We start from the raw sequence: 23678 nt of genomic DNA, 5'->3' as shown, positions 1-23678 counted from the left end.
CCTCACACGTCGTTACACGGCCATTCCATGTAACAAATCAGGCCCATTTCTACGATTACCAGATATGGGTCGCACAACAGATGGAGTCGAAAATGCAGGAAGTGCAGGAGTTCACCTTCCGCCGTGACGAACTGTTCCCGCTGGCCGACCGCCTGCGTCCGAAATTCAGCGCCGCCTCGCCGTTCCGGCACGTGGTAATCGACGACTTCCTGCCGGAGAACGTCCTCGATCCCGTGCTCTCGGAGTTTCCCGAGCCCAAGAACGCCGACTGGCAGCAGTTCGACAGTTCCAAGGAAGTGAAGCTGGCCCTGCAGGACACCGAGCAAATGGGCCCGGCGACGCGGCACCTGCTGGCCGAGTTCAACGGTCAGGTGTTCATCGAATTCCTGGAGCGGCTCACGGGTATCGACCGGCTCGTGCCCGACCCGCATCTCGAGGGCGGCGGGCTGCACCAGATCAGGTCGGGCGGATTCCTGAAGGTGCACGCCGACTTCAACCGGCACCGCCGGCTCGACCTCGACCGCCGGCTCAACGGGCTGCTCTATCTCAACAAGGACTGGGACGAGAGCTACGGCGGCCACCTGCAACTGTGGAACCAGGACATGAGCGCGTGCGAGCACGCGGTGCTGCCGGTGTTCAACCGGTTCGTGCTGTTCGCCACGACCGACGACGCCAACCACGGCCACCCCGACCCCCTGACCTGCCCGCCGGAGCGGGCCCGCCGCTCGATGGCGCTGTACTACTACTCCAACGGCCGCCCCGACGAAGAGATCAACGCCGAGCACACGACCCTGTTCAAGGAGCGTCCCGGCGAGCGGTACAAGAGCAACCTCCGCCAGGTGCTCAAGCGCTGGACTCCTCCGGCGCTGGTCGACCTGGCCGGGCGCCGGGAACGCGCCAAGTGATCAGTGCGACAGGCGGGCGAGGCGGGCGAGCTTGCGCCCGCCTCTGGCCGCCAGGCGGCGCTGGCGGGAGACGTACAGCTTGAAGACCGCGGCCCTGGCCCGGCGGCGCTGGTCGGGGGTGAGCTCGGTCTCGTCGAGGATGCCGAGCAGCACGCGGACCTGGATGAGCGTGGCGAAGTAGCCACGCCAGGCGGGCAGCGCCAGCTTTCCGCTCATCCTCACCGGGTTGGCGCCCGCCCAGTTGCGGTGCGAGAGCACCTCGGGCACGTGCACCCACGGCCCGGCCAGCGCGTGCCTGGCCGCGGCGATCTCGTCCTCGCGCACCAGCACCGGGCGCGGGACGGCCCGCGCGACGGAGGTGCGGTGCAGGCCGTACAGCGGGTCCATCAGGACGTAGCTCTCGGTGAGCAGCCGCAGCATCTCGGCGAAGCGGTCGGCGGGGTCGTCGGAGTTGAGCGCGGTGCCCTCGTAGCGGCCGGTGTGGGTGACGCCGTCGGCCGTGTACGAGGTCTGCGCCGTCACCAGGACCAGCCGCTCGTCCCGGGCGAACTCGGCCACGGAGCGCGACAGGCAGTGTGGCGCGAGAGTGTCGTCGTCGCCCACCCACCGGAAGAGCGTCCCCTTGGCCAGTCTGAGCGCCGTGGTGAAGTTGCCGATCGGGCCGACGTTCTCCGGCTGCCGGTGGTAGACGACGCGGTCGTCGGTGGCCGCGAGATCCCGGCAGACCTCCTCGGTGTCGTCCGTGGAGGCGTTGTCGGAGATGATCAGCTCGAGCTCGCCATGGTCCTGGGCCAGCACCGACAGGACCGTCTTCTCCAGGTGCCGGCCGCCGTTGAAGGTGGGCAGACCGACCGAGACCAGCACATCGGGGTTCAACCGACTTCCTTTCTCCGTAGGTGACCGAGCCGCCTGAGCCGAGCCGGCGGCACGGCGAGCGCGACGTACACGATCAGGCCGGCCGACCCGGCCAGCAGCAGCTCGAGCAGCGGATGCTCGGCGACCAGCCGGTCGACGAACGCCGTGACCGCCGCCGCCACCCCGGCGGCCAGCAGCGGCCGGACGAGGCCGGGCAGGACCGGCGCCAGCCGTACGCCCGCCCTGTGCAGGAAATAGGCCGCGACCGGCAGCGCGACGAACAGGGCGGCGACGACCTGGCCGATGGCGGTGCCCCGGATCCCCTGCAGGTGCGTGCCGACGATCAGCGCGGGCACGAGCACGATCCCGTACGCGAGGTTCATCCAGGCGGTGGCCCTGGTGTCGCCCTGGCCGGTGAGGATGTCGAGCGCCAGCCCGAGCAGCATCCTGATCACCATCATCACCGCCAGCCAGCGCAGCACGCCCGCGGCCTGGTTCCACGGCTCGCCGTAGACGAACAGGACGAGGGGGTGGGCGAGGATCGACATCACGACGGCGATCGGCAGGATGGCCCCCAGCAGCAGCGGCGTCGCCCGGCGTACGCCCTCGGACAGCGCCTCGGGGGTGTGCTCGGCCAGCCGCGAGAAGCCGGGGATGGTGACGTTGCGCACGGCCTGGCCGATCAGGCCGGGCACCCAGCTCGACATGTTGAAGGCCAGCAGGTAGTAGCCGATCCAGGTCTCGTCCTTGAGGATGGCGCCGACCACGATGTAGCCGGCGTTGAGCAGGATCGTCTCCAGGCCGATCCCGGCCGCCGAGGGCACGCCGAACCTCAGCAGCCGGGCCGCGACGCCGCGGTCCAGGCCGAGCCGGACGGGCAGCCGGGCCGCGACGAAGACGATCACGCCGGTGACCACCGACTGCGCCAGTTGCCCGACCGCGAAACTGTACGGCCCCGCCCCGTTGACCGCGAGCACCACCGCGAGCACCGCGTTGACCAGGAAGCCGGCGCCGATGGCCAGCGTCAGCCTGTCCTGCTCGAACCGGCGGATCAGTGCCGCCGAGCGCACCGCGGTGAACCCCTCGACCAGGATGATCGCGGTCAGCAGCCGGATCACCGGCGTGGCCTGCGGGGTGCCCGACAGCTCGGCGAAGGCCGGCGCGGTCACCCAGAAGACGCCGTACAGGGCGGTGGCCGACACGAACGACAGCACGGTGGCCGTCGGCGCCATCTCCTCCAGCCGGCCGCGCCACTGCATGGTCGCGGCCATGATGCCGAGGTCCTTGACCGACATGACGAACGCCGTGGCGGCCAGGGCGACGGCGTAGACGCCGAAGTCGGCGGGCAGCAGTGTGCGCGCCAGGATCAGGGACAGCACGAAGGAGCCGGCCTTGGTGACCAGGTTCCCCAGCAGACCCCAGCCCAGGCCGCGCCCGGCCAGCTTCCCGAGAGAGCCGACCTGCTGCTCGGCGTCCCGCACTCGGTCCATCCCACGCCTTTCTCAGGAGACGGGCTCCTCGACGCGCTCGAGCCAGATCTCCCGCCAGAACGGGACGAACTCGCGCGGGCAGTTGACGCTGTAGACCCCTTCGCAGTAGACCGCCTCCAGGGCGATGCAGGGGTTCTTCATCTGCAGCAGTTCGCCGGTGCGCTCGTCGAGGCAGCGCTCCACGCGGGCCACGACCCTGGCCGTCCTGCCGCAGTGCCTGGCCATCTCCTCCTCGAAGCCGAGCCCCCTGTTGAGCCGCTCGTGGTTGAGCGTGGCGACGATCTCCTGCCTGGACTTGATCCGCACCAGCTCACCGGGCCGCAGGTCGAGCGTGCCCGTCGGGGTCGCGCCGGGCCGGCCCTTCGGCACCCAGCCCCACTGCAGCCCGTCCCTGAACCGCAGCCGGGCGGGCAGCACCCGGCGGCTGATCGACTGGTAGCGGTTGAAGACGGCGAAGAACAGGCCCCGCAGCGTCTTCAGCACCCCGGCGTTGCCGGTGCGCACGTCGGTGACGTACTGCCGGACGTCCTTCAGCGGCAGGCACGTGGGCGTGGCCCGGTGCAGCTCGGTGGCCTGGCAGGCGAAGCGTGCCGCGCCGAGCGCGCCGGGCGGCCGGTGCGTGCTGACCTGGAGCAGCGGCAGCAGCCTGCGCTCGGGCGCGGGCGCCACGGGCGCTTCGGTGATCTTCCTGAGCCAGGCGGTCTTCCAATAGAGCGAGCAGGCGGTCTGGCAGCCGCCGTGCGCGGCGCCGTCGCAGCGGGCCCCGGTCAGGTGGACGGCGTGGTCCATGCGCCGCATGCGGCCATGACTGATCGTGTCGCACACCTTGTGCGCCACTTTGTGCACCGTCAATCGCTGCCCGCAGAACCGCACCATCTCCGGCATGAACGGCAGCCCGTCGAGCTCGCCCCGCTCGTCGAGCGTGGCGTAGATCTCGGCTTCCTCGCGCACTTCCACGACGTCTCCGACCCTGAGGTCCATTTACGCCTTCTCCTTAACCAGTCCGGCTTCCAGCAGTGCCTGGGCCGCCCCCTCCACAGCGGCGAAGGGCAACTCGGATCGTCGGGCGATGTCGAGCAGGCTGTGCTCCCCGTCGGACAGGTTCAGCACCCACAACATCGCCATCTGGGCCTGTTTCGTGTCGCTTCTGCCGCCGAGCGCTCCGTAGAGGCCGCGCCGGCCGAGCTGCGGCTCGCCGTACGGGCTCAGGTTGAGATAGGTACGGTTGCCCTCCAGCACCTCGACGACCTGGACGAGGGCGTCGAGGGTGTCCTCCATGGCTTCGGGCGCGACGAACCCCGGGTTGTCCCCCGAGGTGTGATATTCCGGGTATCCGGCGTACGGCGTCCTGGTCAGGCCGCCGAACGGCAGGTCGAACCCGGGCGAGCAGAACTGGCGCTCGTCGTACCCGTACGGCGAGAAGTCCAGCACCCGGTGCGGCCGCCCGCGCAGCACGTGCGTGACGGCCCGGTCGATCTCGGCGTCGCCCCGCCTGCTCCGCTTGTACGTCAGCGCCCCCCGATCCCCCGCGCACGCCAGCGTCAGGCCGGCCGCGACCAGGTGCACGCGTTCCCTGTTGAGCGCCAGCCAGGTGATCGCCCCGATCGTCCCCGGCATGAACAGGAACCGGTAGGTGTGGCGCGGCTCTTCCAACCGGCCCGCCAGCGCCCCCGCCAGCGCGACCGCCACCGCGACGCCCGCCAGGTTGTCGTTGGCCAGCGACGGATGGCACACGTGGCAGGAGATGACCACCTCGTCGGGCAGCCGGCCGGGCACGACGTGCTCGGCGACGGTCAGCGACCCCTCCGCCAGCGTCGAGTCGATCAGCACCTCGTAGGGCCCGTCGCCGAGCCCGTCCAGCGTGTTCTGGCTGAGGCAGAACCCCCACGTCTCGGCGTAGTAGCCGGTCCGGTAGGGCACCAGGTCCGGCTGGTCGGGCAGCGTGTGCAGCCGGGGCCGCAACTCCTCCAGCGTGTACGTCCCCGACACCGGCACGCTGTAGCCCACCACGTGCAGGTTCGACTCCCTGAAGTCGATCACCCGCCGCCCCGAGGGATCCTTGACGTAGGCGTCGCGGATGTTCCACTCCTTGGGCACCGTCCAGTCCAGCACCTCGGTCCCCGTCGGCACCTCGGTGACCGTCAGCGGGAGGTGCTCGCCGATGATCTCCAGCGTCCGCCGCACGCCGTCGCCGGTGATGCTCCGGCAGATCGGATACAGCCGCTCGACCAGGGCGTGCATCTCCTCCCCGGTCACGGCCGCAGCTCCGCGTCGATCGTGCGCGCCGCCTGCCGGTCGGCCAGCCGCGTCAGCCGGGTGTAGCGCCGCTCGAAGCCGGCCCTGGTCAGCCCGTAGGTCCGGTACGCGGCCACGAGCTCGTCCGCCCCCGCCCTGACCGTCCAGGCCGCCTCGTAGCCGGGCAGCGCCGCGCGCACCCGGGCGAAGTCCACCCGGTAGGAGCGCGGGTCGCTGCCGGTCTCGCCGGTGATCAGCAGCTCGGCCCCGGGCACGGCGGCGACCACCTCCTTGGCGATCTCGGCCACCGTCACGTTGTTGCGCTCGGTCCCGACGTTGAACGCCCTGGCGTGCACGGCCTCCCGGGGTGCCTCGATCGCGCGCAGGAACGCCACGGCGATGTCCTCGGCGTGCACCAGGGGCCGCCACGGCGTGCCGTCGGACAGCACCCGCACCTCGCCGGTCAGCACGGCGTGGCCCACCAGGTTGTTCAGCACGATGTCGGCCCGCAGCCGCGGCGAGAACCCGAAGGCCGTCGCGTTGCGCATGAACACCGGTGTGAAGTCGCCGTCGGCCAGCTCGGCCAGGTCGTCCTCGACCCGGACCTTCGACTCCGCGTACGGCGTCACGGGCCGCAGCGGCGCGTCCTCGTTCACCAGGTCGTCGCCCCCGGAGGCGCCGTAGACCGAGCAGGTGGAGGCGTAGACGAACCGGCGCACCCCGGCCTCCCTGGCCAGCCTGGCCAGCCGGACGGAGGCGTGGTGGTTGATCTCGTAGGTCAGCCTGGGGGACAGCGAGCCCAGCGGGTCGTTCGACAGCGCGGCCAGGTGCGCCACGGCGTCGATGCCGGTCAGCAGATCGGGGGTCACGTCCCGCAGGTCCACCGCGTGGCCCGCCGGGTCGGCGGGCACGGGGCCGAGCACGCAGTCGGCGAACAGGCCGGAGTCGAGGCCGACCACCTCGTGCCCGGCACCGGACAGCACCGGGGCCATGACGCCGCCCAGGTAGCCCTGGTGCCCGGTCAGGAGAATCCGCACGTCAGCCTCCAGTGAGGTCGATGATGAGCTTGTTCACGTGGAAGGCCTCGGCGTACCTGGCGCCGCACTCGATGCCGCGGATGCGGGCGAGCCCGAGGAAGGCCTCCCGGTCGTACCAGGGGCGGTGCCGCTGCGAGGGGTAGTGCTCCTGCAGCAGGCGCACCTTGGTCTCGGCCGTCTCGTCCTCGAGCGGCTGGTAGACCGAGGGGCGGCCGAGGTCGCCGTCCCACTTGACGATCTCGTAGCCCAGCGCCAGGTGGTCGCGCCAGACCGTCGGCACGAGCCGGGCCAGGCCCCGGTGGTCCTGGTGCGCGTCGCCCGCCCACGGGGCGAAGATCACGTCGGGGCTCGTCTGGGCGCGCAGGTCCTCCAGAGCGGCCTTGGCCTCGTCCCAGTGCGCGGGCAGCCGCCCGTCGGGCAGCTTGAGCACGCTCAGCCGCAGGTCGGCGCCGGGGCAGAAGGCGGCGAGCGCCGCCCGTTCCTCCTGCTCGCGCTCGGTGCCGGCGCCCGACAGCACCAGCGCGTCCACCCGCAGCCCCGGCCGGGCCGAGCAGAGCGTGCGCAGGCTCGCGCCCGCGCCGATCGCGATGTCGTCGCAGTGCGCGCCGAGCGCGACGACCCCGTCCAGCCGGGCGGGCCGCAGGCCGATCATGCTTCCCACAGCGCCCACGGGCGCTCGCCGCGCGCCCACGACCGGTCCAGCTCGAGCCGCTGGTTGACGGTGTCGCTCGGCCGCCAGTAACCCCGATGCGGATACGCCAGCAGCCTGCCCCGCTTGGCCAGCTCCGCGCAGCCGTCGGCGACCAGGTCACCGTTCTCCGGGATGTGCTCGAAGACGTCCTGCCGCAGCACGAAGAAGCCGCCGTTGACCCAGAGCGGCATCTCGCTGACCGGCGTGATGCCGCCGACGAGCCCGGCCTCGCCGACGTCGATGACGTGGAAGGTGTTGGTCGGCGGGACCACCATCATCGAGGCGCCCGCGTCGGTGGCGGCGAACCGGTCGATGATCTCGGGCAGCGGCGCGTCCGTGAGCACGTCGGCGTAGTTGGCCAGGAACATCTCCGAGTCGCCGAGATGCTCACGGACCCTGCGTAGGCGCTCGCCGATCGGGGAGTCGAGCCCGGTGTCGATCAGCGACACCTCCCAGTCCGAGATGTCGGTGGACAGCAGCTCGATCCGCCCGCCCCGCAGGACGAAGTCGTTGGACCCGGTCTCCCGGTAGGTCAGGAAGAAGTCCTTGATGTGCTGGGCGCCGTACCCCAGGCACAGGATGAACTGCTTGTGGCCGAAGTGCGCGTAGTAGCGCATGACGTGCCAGACCAGCGGGCGCGGGCCGACGAGCTGCATCGGCTTGGGCATGTCGCCACCGGGGGCGTCGCTGCGCATCCTGGTGCCGCGACCGCCGCAGAAGAGGACGACTTTCATGCGACGACCTCCAGGGCAGGTATCGGGAAGACCAGCCGGCCGCCCCACTCGCGGACGTACGAGAGCTGGCCGACCAGTTCGTCACGCAGGTTCCAGGGCAGCACGAGCACGTAGTCGGGCCGATCCTCGGCGATGCGCTCGGGCGCGAGGATCGGGATCCGCGACCCCGGCGTGAACCGGCCGTGCTTGTACGGGTTGCGATCCACCGTGTACGCCAGCAGGTCCGGCCGGATCCCGCAGTGGTTGAGCAGCGTGTTCCCCTTGCCCGGAGCGCCGTACCCGACCACGCTGCGCCCCGCGTCCGCGGCGTCGATGAGGAAGCGCAGCAGGTCCCGCCGCACCTTGGCCACCCGCGCCGCGAAGTCCTCGTAGCCGGACGGCTCGTGCAGCCCCGCCGCCTTCTCGCGGGCCAGCACGTCGACGACCCGCTGCGACACGGGCGCCTCCGCCGGCTGTGCCCACAGCCTGATCGAGCCGCCGTGCGTCGGCAGCGGCTCCACGTCCACCAGGTGCAGCCCGCCGCTCGCCAGCGCCCGCTGCGCCGAGGCGACCGTGTAGTACTGGAAGTGCTCGTGGTAGATCGTGTCGAACTGGTTGAGCTCCATCAGCGACAGCAGGTGCTGCACCTCGATGGAGACCCGGCCGTCGTCGGCCACCAGCGCGCGCAGGCCCTTCGTGAAGCCCACGACGTCGGGGATGTGGGCGTACACGTTGTTCGCCACCACCAGGTCGGCGGGCCCGTGCTCGGCCCGCACCCGCCGGCCGACCTCCGGCGACAGGAACTCGGTGAGCGTCGGCACGCCCTTGGCCGTGGCGGCCCTGCCGACGTTGGCCGACGGCTCGATGCCCAGGCATCGCACACCCCGCTCGACCACGTGCTGGAGCAGGTAGCCGTCGTTGCTGGCCACCTCCACCACGAACGAGCCGGGCCGCAGCCCAGCGCCGTCCACGAACCGGCGCGCGTGCTCGACCCAGGAGGTCGAGTAGGAGGAGAAGTAGGCGTACTCGGTGAACGTCTCCTCCGGCGTGATCAGCGGCGGTAGCTGGGCCAGCCAGCACCGCGTGCAGACCCGCAGGTGCAGCGGGTAGGTGGGCTCGGGCTCGTCGAGCCGCTCCGCGGTCAGGAACAGCTCGCACGGCGGGGTCGCGCCGAGGTCCACGACCCCGCGCAGCCCGTCCGCGCCGCACAACCGGCAGGTGGTCATTCAGCTCACTCCAGCCAGGGCCCGGGCCTCGTAGTCCAGCGCCAGGTCCTCGGGCATCGCGGCGAGGTCGCGGCAGCGCACGAAGTCCCGCAGCGTCGTCCCCGTGCACTCGGCGTCCACGTTCGGCGCGCCGCGGTGGGCCCGCACGTCGCCGAGGTGCACGGTGCGGAAGTCGATGCTGAACCGGGTCCGGCCCGAGGTGTTCGGCACGGTGGAGTGCAGTTGCGCGCCGGAGAACATGAGCGTCCCGCCGGCCTCGGGCACCACCCGTACCTGCGGCTCCAGTTCGATCGGCTCCTCCGGCCTGGGCTGCACGCGGGTGTCGCTGCGCACGTGGGCGGCGGCGCTCTGCCTGCTCGTACGGTTCCACTCCGCGTAGTCGTAGACCTTGCTGCTGTTGCGCACCGGCTGGTCGAAGTAGCGCGGGTGGAAGGCCATGACGTTCTCCGGGACCACTCCGAAGACCGGGATCCACCAGTTGACCTGGTTGAACGGGGCCGAGTACCAGCAGTCGCGGTGCGGGTGGAAGGCGTAGGAGATGCCGGAGACCAGGTAGTCGTTCGAGGTCGAGGTACGCAGCCGCGGCACGTCGAAGTAGGTCTGCGCGAGGTCGCAGCCGCGCTCCTCGATCACCGCGGGCAGCAGCTCCTTGCATCTGGGGTGGTGAATGAAACGGGGTTTCAGGCCGGCCAGTAATTGCGCGAATTCTTCGACCGGCATCTCGTGCTGGGCGGTCTCCGGGTCGTGCCCGCCGAACGCCTCGGTGATCAGTTCTTGGGCGAATCCGACCAGCTCAGTCGTGGCGGGCGAGGCCGCATAGACGAACACCTCACCCTGGAAGAGCAGCGCGCGGCGGGCGTCGTCGGCGGCGGCACTATTGGAGAAGACTGCGGTCATCATGAAAAATCACCCTTCAAGTGGCGTGCATGGTGATGGCATGCTGCGATCATGGATCGCCTCTCGATCGACGGCTCGTGGCACCACCGGCCGCGCGTGCACGCCGACTCCCGCGGCAGCCTCCACGAGGCCTTCAGGGCGGCCGGCGTGCCGCACCGGCTGGACGTGGCCCAGGTCAACTGCACCGTCTCCAGGGCGGGCGTCATCCGGGGGGTGCACTTCGCGGCGGTCCCGCCTGGCCAGGCGAAATACATCATGTGCGTGTCCGGCGCGATCATGGACGCCGTCGTGGACGTCCGGGTGGGCTCCCCCACCTTCGGCCGCTGGGAGACCGTGACGCTCGACGACGAGACCGGGGGCGGCGTGCTGATCGCCGAGGGCCTCGGGCACGGGTTCGTGGTGCTGAGCGAGCGGGCCACGGTGGTGTACCTGTGCTCGCAGCCGTACAACCCCGGGCGCGAGTACGGCATCCACCCGCTCGACCCGACCCTGGCGATCGGCTGGCCGGACGGCCTGGAGCCGGTGCTGTCGGACAAGGACGCCGAAGCCCCGTCGCTCGAGAAGGCGCTGGCGGCCGGGCTGCTGCCGGACTACCGGACGTGCGAGGAGTTCTACGCCACACTGCACTGAGGACCCGCCTTCCTGGTCATCACCGGCCAGGCCGCGTGCAGCGCCGCCTGCCAGTGGCGGATCGGCTCCCAGCGCGTGTGGGCCAGCACGCTGTTGGCCGGGCGCCGGGCCGGGCGGGGGTAGGCGCTGCTCGGCACGGGACGTACGCGGCTCGGGTCCTCGCCGAGCAGGGTGAAGATCTCCCTGGCCAGCTCGTACCAGGTGGTCTCACCTGAGCTGGTGCCGTGGTAGACGCCGGGCGGCTGGTCGGACTGGGCCAGCCGGACCAGGAAGTCGGCCAGGTCGGCCGCCCACGTGGGCTGCCCGCGCTGGTCGTCGACCACGTCCAGGGTGGGCCGCTCGCCCGCCAGCCTGATCATGGTCCGGACGAAGTTCGGGCCGGCCGCGCCGTACAGCCAGGCGGTGCGCACCACGTAGTGGCCGTGCTCCAGCGCCGCGCGCTCCCCGGCGAGCTTGGTCCGCCCGTACGCGTTCACCGGCCCCGTCGGGGAGTCCTCCCGGTACGGCTCCCGCCCCGACCCGTCGAAGACGTAGTCGGTCGAGACGTGCACCAGCCGCGCCCCCACCCGCTCGCACGCCTCGGCCAGCCAGTGCACCGCGTGCCCGTTGACGGCCAGCGCCTCGGGCTCGCGCGTCTCGGCGTCGTCCACCGCCGTCCAGGCGGCGCAGTTGAGCACGACTCTGGGCCGGTAGGCGCCGACGAAGTCGCGTACGGCGCGCTTGTCACACAGATCCAGCTCCGAGCGACCGAGCGCGAGCACGGGCTCGCCGGTCAGTGCCGTCCGGTCCAGGACGTCCGCGGCCAGCATGCCGCCCGCCCCCGTGATGAGCCACCTCATGCCGCCTCCCGGCCTTGGTGAGATATCCGTGAAATCAACCGCCGCTACGATCGTGCGTCCATCCGATCCCTGGCGTCGCGGCGGACGATCGAGACGTCGGCCGGCACCCGCGCCATCCCGGCCTCCCGGCACGCCCGCGCCGTCCGGGTGCGCGCACTCCCCGTCACCAGGCTCCCTGTCATGAACTGATCTGCACCTTGCTGTGATCGCCCAGCACGAGACGGTGGGCTTTGGGCGTGTTCGGGGCCGGCGTGACCTCGACGTCGTGGCCGATCAGCGACGACTCGATGCGGCCGACCCCGGCGATGGAGGCCCTGGGCAGCACGATGGAGTACTCGATCTCGCTGCCGGTGATCGCGCACCCGGCGCCGAGGGAGGTGAAGGGGCCCACGTAGCTGTCGCGGATCCGCGCCCCCTCGCCGATGATCACCGGGCCGACGATCCGGGAGCGCTCGACCACCGCGCCCCGTTCGATGACGACACGGCCCACCAGCTCGCTGGCGTCGTCGACCCGGCCGTGCACGCGGGGCTCGACCGACTCCAGGACCAGCCGGTTGACCTCCAGCATGTCGGTGACGTTGCCGGTGTCCTTCCAGTAGCCGGAGATCACCGAGGACTCCACCCGCAGCCCCGCCTCGATCAGCCACTGGATCGCGTCGGTGATCTCCAACTCGCCCCGCCACGACGGCTTGAGCTCCGCCACGGCCGCGTGCACGGCCGGGGTGAGCATGTAGACGCCGACCAGCGCCAGGTCGCTCTTGGGACGCGCGGGCTTCTCCTCCAGGCCGATCACACGTCCCTGGGCGTCGAGCTCGGCGACCCCGAACTGACGCGGGTCGCCGACCTTCGTGAGCATGATCTGGGCCGCGGGCCGCTCACGCGCGAACCGGTCTACCAGGTCGTTGATGCCGCCCACGATGAAGTTGTCGCCGAGGTACATGACGAAGTCCTCGCCGCCCAGGAACTCGCGGGCGATCAGCACGCCGTGGGCCAGCCCGAGCGGCGCCTCCTGCCGCAGGTACGTCACCTGCAGCCCGAACGCCGAGCCGTCGCCCACGGCGGCCTCGATCTCCGCATGGGTGTCCCCCACCACCAGGCCCAGCTCCCTGATCCCCGCCGCCGCGATGGCCTCGAGCCCGTAGAACAGGACCGGCTTGTTCGCGACCGGGACGAGCTGCTTGGCCGAGGTGTGCGTGATGGGTCGTAGCCGTGTGCCCGACCCCCCGGCGAGCACGAGTGCTTTCACCGCTAGTAGGCCCCTTCTCCACGGGTGACGACCGACCAGGTCTTCCACAGGATCTGCAGGTCGAGGATGAGCGACCAGTTTTCGACATAGCGCAGGTCGAGTCGTACGGACTCCTCCCACGTCAGGTCGGATCGGCCGCTGACCTGCCACAACCCGGTCATGCCCGGCTTGACCACCAGGCGCCGGCGCACGTCGGTGCCGTACTTGCCCACCTCTTCCGGCAGCGGCGGGCGCGGGCCGACGAGGGACATCTCGCCTCGGAGCACGTTGAGCAGTTGGGGCAGCTCGTCGAGGGAGTATTTCCGCAGGAAAGCGCCTACCCGGGTGATCCTTGGATCGTTCCTAATCTTGAAGAGCACCCCGTCGAACTCGTTCGCTTCGAGAAGCGAACCCTTGAGCCGCTCCGCGTCAGCCACCATGGTGCGAAATTTCACGACCCGGAATTCTCTGCCGCTCTTACCCACCCTGATCTGGCGAAACAGCGCCGGCCCCGGGCTGGTGAGGCGGATCACCAGCGCGATCACCAGCAGTGGCGGCGCGAGGAGCAGCAGCGCTCCCGCCGCCATGAGCCGGTCGAACACGGCCTTCGCGATCTGCTTGGTGCCGTCGAACTCGGGGTGCTCCACGTGCAGCAGCGGCATCCCCGCGACCGGCCTGATGCTGATGCGCGGCCCCGCCACGTCGAGCAGGGCCGGAGCCACGAACAGGTCGGTACGCGCGGTCTCTAGGCTCCAGGCCAGCCGGCGCAGCGCCGCCCCGTCCAGCTCCGGACAGGCCAGCACGGCCACGGCGTCGGCCTGCTGCCGCTCCACCACGCCGGCCACGTCGCCGAACGAGCCCAGCACCGGCACGCCGTCCACGTCCAGGTCCATCGCGTTCTCCGGAAGGCAGGCTCCCACCACCCGCATTCCGTGATACGGCTGCCGCCTGAACTGCATCACCAGGTCGAGAATCGACTCCCGGTGCCCGACCGCGATCACCGAGCGCATGTAGTCCCCCACCGCTCTCCTACGGTGCAGGCGTTTACGCATCTTGTAGCGGAAGTAGAGCGTGGCCACCAAAGCCAGCGGCAGCATCGCCATCACGAAACTTCGCGCGATGGCGGTCTGCGTGGCATAGGCCATGATGGCGACCGCGGCCATGAGGCCGACGCCGCCGTTGAAGACCGCCTTGAACTCCTCCGTGCCCTCTCCGTTGGCCCGCTGGCGATACGCGCCGCCCATCATGAGCGCCGCCGGCCAGACGATGACCAGGCCGAATCCGAGAACGAATTCGGCTGACGGAATGTACGCGCCGGCGAGCAGCCTGATGCCCAGCACGCAAACGCATGCGAGCAGCGCGAACATCGTGTCTCCGGATAACAGGAGCCGTAAGTACGCCCGGGTCCAGATACTGGACGCATGGCGCGGCACGGCCTCGAGGAGCACGACAGTGGACCCCTCAGTCCCCACTCTCATAGCACCACCCTGACAACTCTGTGCACCGCGATAGTCGGACGTTCCTTGAACCACATGGGTTGACAAGTCCCACGCACAATCAAGGGCGGCGGCCCCCACTAAAGAGTAAAGATCGATTCCGGTGTGGGGAATAACGTCAAATGTCCACAATCGGACGATTGCCGGGTGGGCTCAGGACTTGACGGAACGATCCATGGGTGGCAGTGCTCAGAGGGCGATAAATCCGGATTTACGGCGACATTTCAGCAGGTTGCGGAAATGTGAAGGCGCTAGTCGTACTCCAGATCCGGCAATGCGGTCGGTGGATCCGGGCTGCGCCAGACGACCACAACTCCGTCATGGGCCGAATCCGCGGCCAGCGTCAGCCGGTCGAGGTCGAAGTCGGGCAGGTAGCGCAGGCGGGCGAGGAAGGTGGCCTCCGTGGCCGAACGCGGCACGACACAGCCTTCGCCGTCGCGATCGAGCAGGATGTAGTGGACGTCTTCCCCGGATTCGGTGACGACACGGACCTCCACCACGTCCTCCCAGGCGAGCGCCTCGACGCTACCGTCCGCGTAGTGACGAGTGACGCCCTCTTCCGTGACATACACGTAGGAGTCCGGCATCGGATTGCCGTGCATGGCCGCGATTCTTGCGAGTTGCAGGGCAGTCCCGCAAGGGTTCGCGCGCAATGGTGCTCACGATCGTCCGTCGCCGCCCCAGGAATGGCCGAGGTGCGCGGCGACGGCCGCTCTCGCCTCGTCCTCCGGGCCGTTCGCGATCGCGTCGAGCAGCTCGCGATGCTCGAGGATGAGCACGTCCCTGTCCTTGTACACCTCTCGCAGCCGCACGAGCCCCAGCCTCGTCTCGGCGGCCAGCGCCCCGTAGAGCCGTTCGAGCCGGGGGCTGCCGACGGCCTCGATCAGCGCCTGGTGCAGCGCCATGTGCTCGGCCACGGTCTCCGACCAGGGCGCGTCGTCGGGCAGCGCGGACATCCGGTGCAGCGCGGCCTCGGCCCCCGGCACCGTCCGCCCGGCCACGGCCTGCGCCATGAGGTCTTCGAGGGGGCGGCGGACGTACATGAGGTCTTCGAGGTCCGAAAGCGTCACCTCCGGGACATAGGCACTGCGGTTGCGTTCGCGTCTCAGCAGTCCCTCGTGGACCAGGGTCGCCAGTGCCTCGCGCACGGTGGGCCTGGCGACGCCGTACGATGCGGCGATCTCCTGCTCGGGGAGCGAGGTGCCGGGCGCGATCTCGCCGGAGAGCACCCTGCTGCGCAGGGAGTCGGCGAGCGCGCCGACGGTGGAGACGGGTCTGAGCGGCAACGTCACGGCTGCGACTCTAGCTCCCTTTCCGGGGTTCGTTCCGGTACGGCCACCGCCACGAGGCTGAGCGCGAGCAGGACCAGCCCGGCGATCGAGATCGGGGTCAGCCGTTCGTCCAGCACGACCAGGCCGAGCAGCGCGGCGACGGCCGGCTCGGCCAGGGCCAGCGTGGCGGCGGTGGCCACGGGGGTGGTGCGCAGGCCCCGGCCGTACAGGAAGTAGGACAGGGCGGTGGAGCCGAGCCCGAGGTAGAGGACGGCGATCAGCCCGCGCGGCTCGGCCAGCCAGCCGATCCCGCCGATGAGGAGCACCGGCAGCATGATCAGGGCCGCCCCGCCGAACATCACCCCCATGACCGCGTTCGACTCGGCCCCCTGGCCGATCGCCCTGGCCGCCATGACGGCGTAGAAGGCGTACAGCAGGCCGCCCAGCAGCGCGAGCAGGATGCCCGGCAGCACCTCCGCCCCGGCGTCGGCGCCCCCGCCGACGATCAGGGCCGCGCAGCCGCAGATGGCCGCCGTGGTGGCCATCGCCCAGCGGCTGGTCGGGCGGCGGCCGTGCAGCGCCCAGGAGAGCAGCCCGGTGAAGACGGGCCCGCTGCCGATCGCGACGACGGTCCCGATGGCGACACCGGTGCGGCCCACGGCGGCGAAGAAGCAGAGCTGGTACGCGGCCACCGCGACGGCCCCCAGCAGCAGGCCCGGCCGGACGGCCCGCCTGACGCCGGCGCCGGCGACGAGTGCCAGGGCGGCGCCCCCGATGACCAGCCGGGCGGCGGCCAGGGCGACGGAGTCGGCGGAGACGAGCAGCCCGGCCGTTCCCGCGGTGCCCCAGAGCACGGAAGCGCCGACAACGGCGAGCGGTCCATTCCTCATGGCACCATTGTCAGACAACCAGACACCATCTGTCTAGTTGTCAGACAATCTCTGCCAAAAGCTGGTCGATCAGCCGCGCCGCCGGAGCCGCCACCTCCCCCGCGTAGTCGTCCAGCACGGCGAGCCCGTCGTGAATGCCCGCCACGCTCTTGCGCGGCAGCTCGAGCAGGGACTCCTCCTCCGCCGTGACCGAGCCCTTCACGTGGAAGGCGCCGCCAGAAGCGCTGATGGACACTTCGAACCGGACCTCGCGGCCGTCGGGCAGGATGAACGCCGCACCCACGCGGGCCCCCGCGGGCGGCAGGAAATAGGAGAAGCGCTCACTTCTCACGAAGGGATGATGTAATTCCGCGAGAATCTCCGACGCCCGGCTGAGGGCCGCCAGCAGCCCGGCCGCGGCCAGACTCTCGCTGTCCACCTCAGCAGGGTAGATCAGCGGCCGGTGCGCTGACCAGCCGAGCTCGTCAGTCGGTGGCCAGCCGGGCATGCCGCTCCACGTCATAACGGACGCCCTCGTAGCAGAGCCGCCCCCGCTCGATGCCCTCGGGCAGGAATCCGGCCTTGGTGGCGACCCGGCACGACGCGGGATTGTTCGTACGGTGCCCCAGCTCGAGCCGGTAGAGCCCGCGCTCGTCGAACGCCCACCGCGCCAGCAGATCGGTCGCCGCCGCCGCGACCCCCTTCCCCCTGGCCTCGGGCACCACCCAGTAGGACACCCAGCCGTTGCCGTGGTCGTCGATCCTGGTCACCGCCACGTTCCCGACGACCCGCTCCCCGCCGTCGCCGTTTCCGCCGATCGTCACGGCGAAGGCGTGACCCACTCCCGACCAGGCGGCGATCCAGCCCATGGCGTCCTTCAGCGTGACGACGGGCCAGGGTGCCTGCAGGCGCAGATCGGGCGCCTGGAAGGCGCTGAGCACGGCTGGGGCGTCGTCGTCGCGCCACTCGCGCAGCCTGACGTTCACGGGGGTCACGATGCCCGAGATTACCCGGGACGCACCTCCTGGCCGATTCCGAGGACCGCCTCGAAGTCGGCCGCCATCTGCTGGGGCGCGGTCAGGCACCACGCCTCGGCCATCAGCTCGAACAGCTCATCGGCGGCGATCCGGTCGAGATGCACCACCACCCACCCGAACCGCCCCGCCGTGAACTGCACCTCGAACACCTCGGGCCGCTCGTTGACGAGCGCGAGCTGCTCTTCGATCGTGGCCTTGAGCCCGACGGTCTCGGTCGCCTCCCACAGATAGCCGAACCCCTTGCCGCGCACCTTGAGCGCGACCCATTCGGCGCTGTGGTGCATGCTGACCTCGGGCAGCTCGTCCAGCAGCTTGAGGAACTCATCGACGCTCACACCCATGCCGCCCTGTGTACCAGACCGCGCCGACACTCTCGAGACCCCCTGAGGGATCCGCGGCGGAGCACCGCGTGCGCAAACGCGGCTAGCGTGACCTCGTGGCCGACACACGTACCAAGCTGCTCGAGGCGGCGCTCGAGACGCTGAAGTCGCAGGGGATGGCGGGCGTCTCCGCCCGGACGATCGCCGCCGCGGCCGGCGTCAACCAGGCCCTCGTCTTCTACCATTTCGGCAGCGTCGACCAGCTCCTGGCCGCGGCCTGCGAGCAGGGCTCCCGGCAGCGCATCGCCCTCTACCGCGACCGCTTCGCCACCGTGACCACCCTGCGCGAGCTGCTCGACCTCGGCCGCGCGCTGCACGCCGAGGAGCGCGCCGAGGGCAGCGTCGCGGCGCTGGCGCAGCTCCTGGCCGGCAGCCAGACCGACGACAAGCTCATCCCGGCCACCACCACCGGGCTCAACCTGTGGATCGCGGAGGTGGAGCAGGCCCTCGGGAGGGTGCTGGCGAACTCGCCGCTGGCCGAGTTCGTGGACGTGTCCGGCCTGGCCAAGGCCACGGCGGCGGCGTTCGTGGGGCTGGAGCTCTACGAGGGCGTGGACAGCGAGGGGGCGAACCAGGCGCTGGACGCGCTGGAAGAGCTCGCGACGCTGGTGGCGGCGCTGGAGGACATGGGCCCGGTGGTCCGCCGGGCCGTACGCGCCCGCCTGCGCCGCCGCGCTCACTCGTAGTAGCGGACCTCCAGCACGTTGCCATCGGGGTCGGGGAAGTACATCGTCTCGGGGGCGATCCCCTGAGCCCCGAAGGAGTTGGTGCCGGTCCCGGTGATCTCCACACCGTGCTGCTTCAACCTGGTCTTCAGCGCGTCGAAGTCCTCTCCGCTCACCGCCAGGCAGAAATGATTGATGGGATGTCCGGCGCTGCCTCCCACTCCGGTGCCCTCGTCCACACCTCGCGTCGCCTCATAGGCCATCAGGTCGAGAATGGTCTCGCGTGAGACCCGCACACTGGGAAATGACGCCTTCCCCTCACGGAACTCCTTGGCCCGCACCCCGGGCAATCCGACGACCTCCTCATAGAAACGTAATGAGGCGAGCTGATCGGAAACCCAGCAGACGAGATGGTCAAGGCGTGCCTGCATGAAACACCTCCGCTTCCCTTCCAATATCTTCGGTACGAATCGCGCTGTCCACCTGCCGCCGGAAGACGCCGCCTTTTGGAAAGAGCCGGTTCACGCGAAGTTGGCCGGAAAAGGTCCGCCAGAATGGGGAGGTGACGGATCTCGCGAAAACCGACCGCATGCCGGGCAACGTCAGGGCGGCCCAATTCATCTTGACGGTCCAGGTGGCATTGGCCCTCGTGGCGCCGGCTGCGCTGGTCGGCCTCCTTGCTTCCAGCCGGGAGCCCTTGATACTCCTGCTCCTCGCCGCCCGCTGGTTCAACCGGCCCTCACGCGCTCAGTAGCCGTCACTCCCCCGATACCCGTGCCCTGGACGTGCTCGAACACCGAGGCCGCCGCATCGCGATCATAAGCGTCATTATCCTGACGAAAGCCCCGGCCAGGGCGTCTGGAGGTCGCGAATGGTTCTTGAAGGTCACCCGCGTGTCAGGTTCAGCGTGCTCGGACCGGTGGAGTGCCGGTCCGAGTCCGGACGTCTCGTCCTCACCGGCAAGCAGGGAGCGTTGCTGACGATCCTGCTCCTGAACGCCAACCGGGTCGTATCGACCCAGCGCCTGGCGGAGGCGCTGTGGGGCGAGCCGTTACCCAGCTCCCCCGCCTCCCGCGTCAGAACGCTGATCTCCGACCTCAGGAAGACGTGCGCGACGGCGGAGATCCACACCCAACGCCCCGGGTACGTCATCCGCCTGCCCTCCGACCGGCTCGACCTGACGGCGTTCCTCGACCACGTGACCCGGGCCCGCGAGGCGGGCGACCCCGAGACCGCCTTGGCCCACTACGACCGGGCGCTGAGCCTGTGGCGCGGGACACCGCTGACCGGCGTCGACGGCTCCTTCGTCCAGGCCGAGGCGGCCCGGCTCGAGGAGCTGCGCCTGGGAGCGGTGGAGGAACGAAGCTCCGCGATGCTCGCACTGGGCAGGTACGCCGAGGCCATCACCGACCTCACCGCGATCATCACCGATCATCCCCTGCGCGAACCGGCCCACGAGCGGCTCATGCTGGCCCTGTACCGCGGCGGGCGACGTACCGAAGCGCTGGCGATCTACCGGGGGCTGCGCGAGCGTACGATCGAGGAGCTCGGGCTGGAGCCCGAAGGCGAGCTACAGCGCCTCCACCAGCGCATCCTCACCGCGGACAACACCCTGAAGCCGGCCACCACCCCTCTGGACCCCGCCCGCACCGCCGCTCCGAACCCCACCCGCGCCACCCCGCCGAATTCCGCCCCCGGCCCCCTCGACCCGACGGCCTCCACCGCTCTGGAGCCGTCGGCCGGCGCCACCGCCGTCCCCCCTCTCAGGCCCGCCCACACGGCCCTCACCCTCGGGGAAGGTGCCCGCGCGCCCCACCCCGTCCCGATCCCCCGGCAGCTCCCGGCCCCGCCACCGCGCTTCGCCGGCCGGGGCCCCGAACGCGCCCGGCTGGACCACCTGCGCACCACCGCCGGCATGCCCATCGCCGCCGTCGGCGGTGCCGGCGGGATGGGGAAGACCTGGCTGGCGCTGTACTGGGCGCACGACAACATCGACCTCTTCCCCGACGGCCAGCTCTACGTCAACCTCCACGGCTTCGACCCGAACACCGGCCCCCTGCCGGCCCACGTGGCGCTGCGTCATTTCCTCGGTTCCCTCGGCGTCCCCGCCGCGGCGATCCCGGCCGGGCAGGAGGCCCAGGCCGGGCTCTTCCGGTCCCTGGTGGCGGACCTGCGCCTGCTCGTCGTCCTGGACAACGCCCGCGACGTGGCCCAGATCGAGCCGCTGCTGCCGGGCTCCGCCGGCTGCACGGTCCTGGTCACCAGCCGCAACAGCCTCGCCGGCCTGAACGCCACCCATGGCGCGACCCTGATCACCCTGGCCCCCCTCACCCCGGCGGAGACCCGCCACCTGCTGCGCAGCCATCTCGGCCCCGCCAGGCTCGACGAGGACCCCGGGAGCGTGGCCGTCCTCGTCGAGCACAGTGGTGGGCTGCCGCTCGCGATCGGCGTACTGACGGCCCGCGCCGCCATGCACCCCGACTTCCCCCTGTCGGTGCTGGCCGAGCAGCTACGCAGCCCTTCGACCCGCCTCGACGCCCTGACGACCGGCGGCGACCTGAACACGGACCTGCGGGCCGCGTTCACCTCCTCGTACGAGGCCCTCGACGCCCCCACCGCCCGGCTGTTCGCGCTCCTCGGCCTGGCCCCGTGGCCGGACTGCGGCCTGAGCTCGGCCGCCGCGCTCGCCGGTCTGCCGACCTCCCGTGCCCGGGTGCTGCTCCACGACCTCGAGACCGCCAACCTGGTCGGCCAGCACCGGCCGGGCCGCTACCGTACCCACGACCTGGTCCGCCTGTACGCGGCCGAACGCGCCCACGCCGACCTGCCCGTCCACGACCGCTCGGAGGCGCTCGCCCGGCTGTTCGACGCGTACGCGCGCACCGCCCGCGCCGGTGACCGCCTGCTGTTCCCGAGCCGCCCGTTCGCCGGCCGCATGTCCCCCGAGTCCGCGCGGAAGGAGTTCGAGGACGTCGAAGCGGTCTGGGCCTGGTTCGAGGCCGAGCAGCCCGCCCTCATCGCCGCCCAGCGGCTGGCCGTACAGCTCCACATGGACGCGGCCGCCTGGCGCCTGGCCTGGGCCATGGACACGTTCCACATGCGGCGCTGCCTGCACGCGCAGCGCCTGGAGATCTGGCGGACGGCGCTGGCCGCCGCCGAGCGCATGGGCGACCTGAACGCCCGCGCCTTCGCCCACTGGTACCTCGGCTACGCCCACGCGCAGGCCACCGGGCCCTGCGAGGACGACGAGGACCTCGAGCACCTGCACCGCGCCGCCGAGCTGTTCGAGCAGGACGGGGACCGCGCCGGTCAGGCGCACACCAGCCACACCCTCGGCTACGCCTGGCTCATGAGAGGCGCCGCCGACCGCGCGCTCCCCCACGTGGAGCACGCCCTGCGCCTCCAGCGCGAGCTGGGCGACGCCGCCTGGGAGGCCAACGCCCTCGGCGCGGCCGGCTGGTGCCACGTCCAGCTCGGCCACCACGCGAAGGCGCGACGATACTGCGAGCAGGCGCTGGCCCTGTTCCGTACGCACGAGGACGAGAACGGCGAATCCGCCACCCTCGACAGCCTCGGCTACATCGCCCACCTGGCCGGCCGCCACGACGAAGCCCTCCGCTACTACGCCCGCTGCCTCACTATCCGGGAGAAACTGGGCAACGTCTACCAGGGAGCCGACACCCTGACCCGCATCGGCGACGTGCACCACGACACGGGCGACAGCACGGCGGCCCGCGCCACCTGGCGGCAGGCCCGAGAGCTCTACCAGCGGCAACACCGCACCGCCGAGGCCGACGCCCTGTGGCGGAAGATCACGCGCTCTGCCGGACCACCTTCCGGCGCAACCGGACCCGCAGATCCCTCGGCACCAGCAGCCCGCTGAAATCGGGATCCGCCGCCCCGCCGGACGGGACGATCTCCATCGTCCGCACCAGCCAGAACGTGGCCAGCGTCAACTGCATCATGCCGAGCTGGGTCCCCACGCACACCCGCGGCCCCGCCCCGAAAGGCAGGTAGGTATGCCTGACGGGCGCCGCATGAGGCTCCAGCCACCGTTCCGGCACCAGCCGATCGGGTTCGGACCACCAGCGGGCGTCCCGGTGCAGCCGGTAGAGGCTGAACAGCACCTGGTCGCCCGCCTTGAGCCGCCACCCGTCCAGCTCGGTCTCCCGCCGTACGGTCCTGCCGATCAGCCAGGTCGGCGGCCACAGCCGCAGCACCTCCTTGACGAACGCCTCGGTGTACGGCAGGTCTCCGACGGCCGGCACTCCGTCGTCCTCACCCACCGAACCGGCCTCGTCCGCCAGCCGGCCCAGCACGTCGGGCCGGGCGCTGAGCTCGTACACGATCCAGGTGAGGGCGCTGGCCGGCACACCCAGCGCCGCCAACATGATCCCCCGCAGGAACCGCTCGATCTGCACGTCGGACAACTCGGCAGACGAGGCCAGCAGCACCCCGAGCAGATCCTGAACCGGCTCCCCGTCGCCCAGGAGCCGCCGCCGTCCTCGCACGATCTGCGACATGAGCCCCAGCAGCCGCTTACGCGACCTGGCGAACCGCCACACCTTGCGCGACGGCCACCACGGCGGCAACTGCAGCGAGTCACGCGACAGCGGATCGATCGCCGCCACGTTCTCGGCCAGCACCTCCGGCACACCGGCCGCATCCGCGCTGAGGCAGAAGTCGGCGGTCGCCCGGCCGAAGAACCTGGTCATGGTGGCGAGGACGTCCATCTCCCCGTCGGCCACGGTCTCCTCGAAGACCGCCCGCAACCGCCCGGCATGCGCCTCCGCCACCCGCCGGTGCAACCCCTGCCACCCGGCCCGCCGGGTCGTGGTCCACAACTCGGCGTCGGCCGCCATGCGCTCGGTGTCCATGGGCCCGGCCAACGGCGAGTTCTCGGCCAGAAAATCCTTGTTGGTCCTGGTGAGCAGCGCATGCACCTGCTCCGGCGACGACACCACGATCGTCCTGGCATCGAAGGAGAAGACGTCCCCGTATTCGCGGTGACACCGTTCCAGGAACCCGTTCCTGTCCCGGTCGTACTCCTCGGTGTTCCCGAACAGCCAGTGCCCTCGGGGCCCCGGAGGCCGCTCCGAACCAGATGCATGCGTCACTCGTCGGCCCTTCTTAGTTGAAGAAGTTCCAGTACGTGTACATACCTCCCATGCGGATCCGGCCCAAGACCCGTACGGCTGCGTGTCGGACGTGCTTCAT

At 70.7% G+C, this 23678-nt stretch carries 26 protein-coding genes; 5 read left to right on the top strand and 21 right to left on the bottom strand.

What is annotated here, in order from left to right; translation table 11 throughout:
* Nucleotides 1-92 precede the first annotated feature (92 nt).
* A complete protein-coding gene (locus AB0I15_RS18255; RefSeq protein ID WP_358096256.1) occupies nucleotides 93-905 on the top strand; it encodes a 2OG-Fe(II) oxygenase in 813 nt (270 codons plus the stop codon).
* On the opposite strand, the gene AB0I15_RS18250 is transcribed toward AB0I15_RS18255, so the two are convergent.
* Genes AB0I15_RS18250 through AB0I15_RS18210 form a run of 9 tightly spaced genes read right to left on the bottom strand, consistent with a single transcriptional unit; the run spans nucleotide 906 to nucleotide 9980 of the window.
* Nucleotides 906-1781 carry a glycosyltransferase family A protein gene (locus tag AB0I15_RS18250; protein ID WP_358096252.1) on the bottom strand — a complete coding sequence of 292 codons (876 nt, stop codon included), beginning with the start codon at nucleotides 1779-1781 and terminating at the stop codon, nucleotides 906-908. It abuts the gene before it with no gap.
* Nucleotides 1778-3250, bottom strand: a complete 1473-nt coding sequence (locus AB0I15_RS18245; protein WP_358096249.1) for an oligosaccharide flippase family protein — start codon at nucleotides 3248-3250, stop codon at nucleotides 1778-1780. The genes AB0I15_RS18250 and AB0I15_RS18245 overlap by 4 nt, the downstream gene beginning before the upstream one ends.
* Nucleotides 3251-3262: 12 nt before the next feature.
* A complete protein-coding gene (locus AB0I15_RS18240) occupies nucleotides 3263-4231 on the bottom strand; it encodes a hypothetical protein (protein ID WP_358096246.1) in 969 nt (322 codons plus the stop codon).
* A complete protein-coding gene (locus tag AB0I15_RS18235) occupies nucleotides 4232-5506 on the bottom strand; it encodes a DUF4910 domain-containing protein (protein ID WP_358096243.1) in 1275 nt (424 codons plus the stop codon). It lies immediately after the preceding gene.
* Complete coding sequence (locus AB0I15_RS18230) at nucleotides 5503-6522, bottom strand: SDR family oxidoreductase (RefSeq protein ID WP_358096240.1); 1020 nt, start codon at nucleotides 6520-6522, stop codon at nucleotides 5503-5505. The genes AB0I15_RS18235 and AB0I15_RS18230 overlap by 4 nt, the downstream gene beginning before the upstream one ends.
* Nucleotide 6523: 1 nt before the next feature.
* Nucleotides 6524-7174: a PIG-L deacetylase family protein gene (locus AB0I15_RS18225; protein WP_358096237.1), complete on the bottom strand. Its 651-nt coding sequence runs from the start codon at nucleotides 7172-7174 to the stop codon at nucleotides 6524-6526.
* On the bottom strand, nucleotides 7171-7947 hold the full coding sequence (locus tag AB0I15_RS18220) for a glucose-1-phosphate cytidylyltransferase (protein ID WP_358096234.1): 777 nt from the start codon (nucleotides 7945-7947) through the stop codon (nucleotides 7171-7173). The genes AB0I15_RS18225 and AB0I15_RS18220 overlap by 4 nt, the downstream gene beginning before the upstream one ends.
* The gene (locus AB0I15_RS18215; protein ID WP_358096232.1) at nucleotides 7944-9152 is read right to left on the bottom strand and encodes a class I SAM-dependent methyltransferase; all 1209 of its coding nucleotides are present in this window, start codon (nucleotides 9150-9152) and stop codon (nucleotides 7944-7946) included. Before AB0I15_RS18215 ends, AB0I15_RS18220 begins: the two co-directional genes overlap by 4 nt.
* Nucleotides 9153-9980 (bottom strand): hypothetical protein, encoded by an 828-nt coding sequence (locus AB0I15_RS18210; RefSeq protein ID WP_358096229.1) that lies wholly within the window; start codon nucleotides 9978-9980, stop codon nucleotides 9153-9155.
* 120 nt (nucleotides 9981-10100) lie between these two features.
* On the opposite strand from AB0I15_RS18210, the gene rfbC reads away from it, so the two are divergent.
* Nucleotides 10101-10679, top strand: coding sequence for a dTDP-4-dehydrorhamnose 3,5-epimerase (rfbC, locus tag AB0I15_RS18205; protein ID WP_358096226.1), 579 nt, complete (start codon nucleotides 10101-10103; stop codon nucleotides 10677-10679).
* Here the strand turns inward: rfbC and rfbD are convergent.
* The 10 genes from rfbD to AB0I15_RS18155 form a co-directional block, all read right to left on the bottom strand.
* On the bottom strand, nucleotides 10661-11518 hold the full coding sequence (gene rfbD / locus AB0I15_RS18200; RefSeq protein ID WP_358096223.1) for a dTDP-4-dehydrorhamnose reductase: 858 nt from the start codon (nucleotides 11516-11518) through the stop codon (nucleotides 10661-10663). The genes rfbC and rfbD overlap by 19 nt on opposite strands.
* 44 nt (nucleotides 11519-11562) lie before the next feature.
* Nucleotides 11563-11700 (bottom strand): hypothetical protein, encoded by a 138-nt coding sequence (locus tag AB0I15_RS18195; protein ID WP_358096220.1) that lies wholly within the window; start codon nucleotides 11698-11700, stop codon nucleotides 11563-11565.
* The gene (locus tag AB0I15_RS18190; RefSeq protein ID WP_358096217.1) at nucleotides 11697-12764 is read right to left on the bottom strand and encodes a glucose-1-phosphate thymidylyltransferase; all 1068 of its coding nucleotides are present in this window, start codon (nucleotides 12762-12764) and stop codon (nucleotides 11697-11699) included. The genes AB0I15_RS18195 and AB0I15_RS18190 overlap by 4 nt, the downstream gene beginning before the upstream one ends.
* A 2-nt stretch (nucleotides 12765-12766) precedes the next feature.
* Entirely contained in the window at nucleotides 12767-14221 is a 1455-nt protein-coding gene (locus tag AB0I15_RS18185) for a sugar transferase (RefSeq protein ID WP_358096214.1), read from the bottom strand.
* A gap of 269 nt (nucleotides 14222-14490) precedes the next feature.
* Complete coding sequence (locus tag AB0I15_RS18180) at nucleotides 14491-14841, bottom strand: hypothetical protein (RefSeq protein WP_358096211.1); 351 nt, start codon at nucleotides 14839-14841, stop codon at nucleotides 14491-14493.
* 57 nt (nucleotides 14842-14898) lie between these two features.
* Nucleotides 14899-15531 carry a GntR family transcriptional regulator gene (locus AB0I15_RS18175; protein ID WP_358096208.1) on the bottom strand — a complete coding sequence of 211 codons (633 nt, stop codon included), beginning with the start codon at nucleotides 15529-15531 and terminating at the stop codon, nucleotides 14899-14901.
* Nucleotides 15528-16400 (bottom strand): EamA family transporter, encoded by an 873-nt coding sequence (locus AB0I15_RS18170; protein ID WP_358096205.1) that lies wholly within the window; start codon nucleotides 16398-16400, stop codon nucleotides 15528-15530. The genes AB0I15_RS18175 and AB0I15_RS18170 overlap by 4 nt, the downstream gene beginning before the upstream one ends.
* 40 nt (nucleotides 16401-16440) lie before the next feature.
* Nucleotides 16441-16818 (bottom strand): hypothetical protein, encoded by a 378-nt coding sequence (locus AB0I15_RS18165; protein ID WP_358096203.1) that lies wholly within the window; start codon nucleotides 16816-16818, stop codon nucleotides 16441-16443.
* Between the two features lie 46 nt (nucleotides 16819-16864).
* Nucleotides 16865-17374, bottom strand: coding sequence for a GNAT family protein (locus AB0I15_RS18160; protein ID WP_358096200.1), 510 nt, complete (start codon nucleotides 17372-17374; stop codon nucleotides 16865-16867).
* Between the two features lie 11 nt (nucleotides 17375-17385).
* A complete protein-coding gene (locus tag AB0I15_RS18155; protein ID WP_358096197.1) occupies nucleotides 17386-17757 on the bottom strand; it encodes an MmcQ/YjbR family DNA-binding protein in 372 nt (123 codons plus the stop codon).
* 95 nt (nucleotides 17758-17852) lie between these two features.
* Here AB0I15_RS18155 and AB0I15_RS18150 point away from each other — a divergent pair, with 95 nt between their 5' ends.
* On the top strand, nucleotides 17853-18482 hold the full coding sequence (locus AB0I15_RS18150; RefSeq protein WP_358096195.1) for a TetR/AcrR family transcriptional regulator: 630 nt from the start codon (nucleotides 17853-17855) through the stop codon (nucleotides 18480-18482).
* On the opposite strand, the gene AB0I15_RS18145 is transcribed toward AB0I15_RS18150, so the two are convergent.
* Nucleotides 18473-18892, bottom strand: coding sequence for a VOC family protein (locus AB0I15_RS18145; protein WP_358096192.1), 420 nt, complete (start codon nucleotides 18890-18892; stop codon nucleotides 18473-18475). The two genes, AB0I15_RS18150 and AB0I15_RS18145, sit on opposite strands and share 10 nt — an antisense overlap.
* A gap of 131 nt (nucleotides 18893-19023) precedes the next feature.
* Between AB0I15_RS18145 and AB0I15_RS18140 the strand changes: the two genes are divergently transcribed.
* Nucleotides 19024-19215, top strand: coding sequence for a hypothetical protein (locus tag AB0I15_RS18140; RefSeq protein ID WP_358096189.1), 192 nt, complete (start codon nucleotides 19024-19026; stop codon nucleotides 19213-19215).
* A gap of 117 nt (nucleotides 19216-19332) precedes the next feature.
* Complete coding sequence (locus AB0I15_RS18135; protein ID WP_358096186.1) at nucleotides 19333-22344, top strand: BTAD domain-containing putative transcriptional regulator; 3012 nt, start codon at nucleotides 19333-19335, stop codon at nucleotides 22342-22344.
* Here AB0I15_RS18135 and AB0I15_RS18130 read toward each other — a convergent pair.
* On the bottom strand, nucleotides 22274-23578 hold the full coding sequence (locus AB0I15_RS18130) for a cytochrome P450 (protein ID WP_358096183.1): 1305 nt from the start codon (nucleotides 23576-23578) through the stop codon (nucleotides 22274-22276). The genes AB0I15_RS18135 and AB0I15_RS18130 overlap by 71 nt on opposite strands.
* Between the last annotated feature and the right edge of the window lie 100 nt (nucleotides 23579-23678).

Source organism: Nonomuraea sp. NPDC050643 (assembly GCF_040654715.1).
Lineage (GTDB): Bacteria > Actinomycetota > Actinomycetes > Streptosporangiales > Streptosporangiaceae > Nonomuraea.
This window is presented reverse-complemented; position numbering and strand designations above follow the sequence as displayed.